The sequence below is a fragment of the Paraburkholderia sp. BL18I3N2 genome, assembly GCF_003001875.1.
GTDB classification, from domain to species: Bacteria; Pseudomonadota; Gammaproteobacteria; order Burkholderiales; family Burkholderiaceae; genus Paraburkholderia; species Paraburkholderia phytofirmans.
In genome coordinates, this window is the sequence record NZ_PVNC01000060.1 from 1 (window position 1) to 2,082 (window position 2,082).

A 2,082-nucleotide genomic window follows, 5' to 3' on the forward strand; every position below is an offset into this window, starting at 1 on the left:
TTATCGGACTCGAAGATGAATTCTTCGGTACGTTTTGACAAAGATGCTCAAACAAGGAAAGGGCTTAATCATGATCGAGCAGCAGGAGCCTGAGGAATTGAGAACGACCGTGTGCGGTTGTGACACGTACGTGCAGCGAAGCGGTAAAGGCCCGACCGTGTTGTACCTCCACGGCGATCGAGGCGGTAGCGAGTGGACCACGATCCTTCAACGGCTCGCAGCAAACTTCGACGTCGTCGCCCCGGATCATCCGGGCATGGGTCACAGCAGTTCGCCAGACTGGATCGACAACATCCATGACATGGCCTACTTCTATCTTCAGTTGATCAAGGCGCTCGACCTTCGAGATGTCCATGTCATCGGATCGTCGCTTGGCGGCTGGATCGCCATGGAAATGGCGGTGCGCTCTACTGAACGTTTGCGCTCGTTGACTTTGGTTGGCACTACGGGCATTTACCTCGATGGCACCGATCTTCCCGATCAGTTCCTGATGACCAACGAGGAATTGGTCCGCACGCTGTTCGTCGATCAGTCTCGCGCCGACGTTATTCTTGCGACACCGCAGACCGACGAGCAAATGGATAGATTTTTGCGCAATCGGCACATCTCCGCCCGGCTGGGTTGGACTCCTCGCTTTCACGATCCGCATCTCGAAAAGTGGCTGCCGACCGTCGACATCCCGACGCTGATCGGCTGGGGGCGTCATGACGCACTTTTCCCAGTGACGTATGGCGAGCGGCTCGCAAAGTTGTTTCCCAATTCCGAACTCACGATCTTCGAGAACTCCGGGCACCTGCCTCAAGTTGAAGAAGCCGAACGATTCAGCATCGTATTTGAGCAATTTACGCGGGGAGTTCAATCATGAGATTTGGCTTTTTCCATCTGATGCCCTATGCCGACCTGGATCTTGACTACGTCGAGAAACACAAGTCCTCATGGTTGACCCTGCCGAACTCGTACTACGACCCTGAAAAGGGCGCGGCCCTGTATCACCGCTATCTGGACGAGTACGAATACGCTGCCGATCTGGGGTTTGAATTTCTCGGGTTGAACGAACATCATCAGACTGCGTATGGGATGATGCCGTCACCGAATGTGCTGGCCGGTACGCTTGCGCGTAAGCTCAAGGGCAACACGAAGATCGCGATTCTTGGACGAGCTTTGCCAGTGCTGAGCAATCCGTTGCAGGTGGCCGAAGAGTACGCAATTCTCGACAACCTTACGCGAGGCCGACTGATTGCCGGCTTCGTGCGCGGCATCGGCGCCGAGTATCACGCTTTGGCCATGAATCCGACTGAGAGTCATGCGCGCTTCCATGAAGCCCATGACCTGATTATGCAGGCATGGACGCGGCCCGGCCCATTTTCGTTTAATGGGAAATACTATAAATTTCCCTATGTAAATCTTTGGCCCCGGCCGTATGCCAAGCCGCATCCCCCGGTTTTCATTCCGTCTCAAGGCTCCAAAGAGACCATTGAATTCGCCGCGGCGGCCAATCATCGATACACATATTTGCAGACTGCCGCGCCTGCGGCCGTATTGTTCAAGTACATGCAGGCGTACCGCGACGAAGCCGAACGCCAGGGCTGGCAGGCTACACCGAACCATCTGGCATGGAACGTCAAGATCTATGTCGGAGAGACCGATGCGATTGCGCAGCGCGAAGCCAAGCCGCACATCGAGGCATTCGCAAACCGTTTCCAGAGGATGTCGATGGAAATGCTGCTGCCGCCTGGCTATACATCAATGACGGCCTTCAAGAATCTGATGCGCGAAAAAACGAATGTCTCGCGCGAGAGGACCATGGAGGAAATGATCTCGCTCGGCACCTTCATCTGCGGTTCACCTCAGACGGTGATCGACAAATTGGCGGACTTCCAAAGCAAGGGAGGCTTCAATATCGTTGGCGCCGGTCTGCAATACGGCACGATGCCTGCTGACCTGACACGCAAAAACACCGAGATGTTTGCCCGGGAAGTGATGCCTGCGCTGATAAACGCACTACCTGGCAGCCAGACTCTGTCGGGCGTCCACGCAAATGCCAGCGATCTGCTTCCTCAAACTGAGGGGTTCGTCAGGTAA

General features: G+C 55.2%; 2 protein-coding genes. Both read left to right on the forward strand.

Annotation, left to right across the window (positions count from 1 at the left end; all coding sequences use genetic code 11):
• Positions 1–70 precede the first annotated feature (70 nt).
• Positions 71–865: an alpha/beta fold hydrolase gene (locus tag B0G75_RS39935; RefSeq protein ID WP_106314953.1), complete on the forward strand. Its 795-nt coding sequence runs from the start codon at positions 71–73 to the stop codon at positions 863–865.
• The gene (locus B0G75_RS39940) at positions 862–2,082 is read left to right on the forward strand and encodes an LLM class flavin-dependent oxidoreductase (RefSeq protein ID WP_106286492.1); all 1,221 of its coding nucleotides are present in this window, start codon (positions 862–864) and stop codon (positions 2,080–2,082) included. Before B0G75_RS39935 ends, B0G75_RS39940 begins: the two co-directional genes overlap by 4 nt.

Coding starts and splice junctions, on each gene's coding strand:
- B0G75_RS39935 (WP_106314953.1), top strand. CDS start 71: ATGATCGAGCAGCAGGAGCCTGAGGAATTGAGAACGACCGTGTGCGGT.
- B0G75_RS39940 (WP_106286492.1), top strand. CDS start 862: ATGAGATTTGGCTTTTTCCATCTGATGCCCTATGCCGACCTGGATCTT.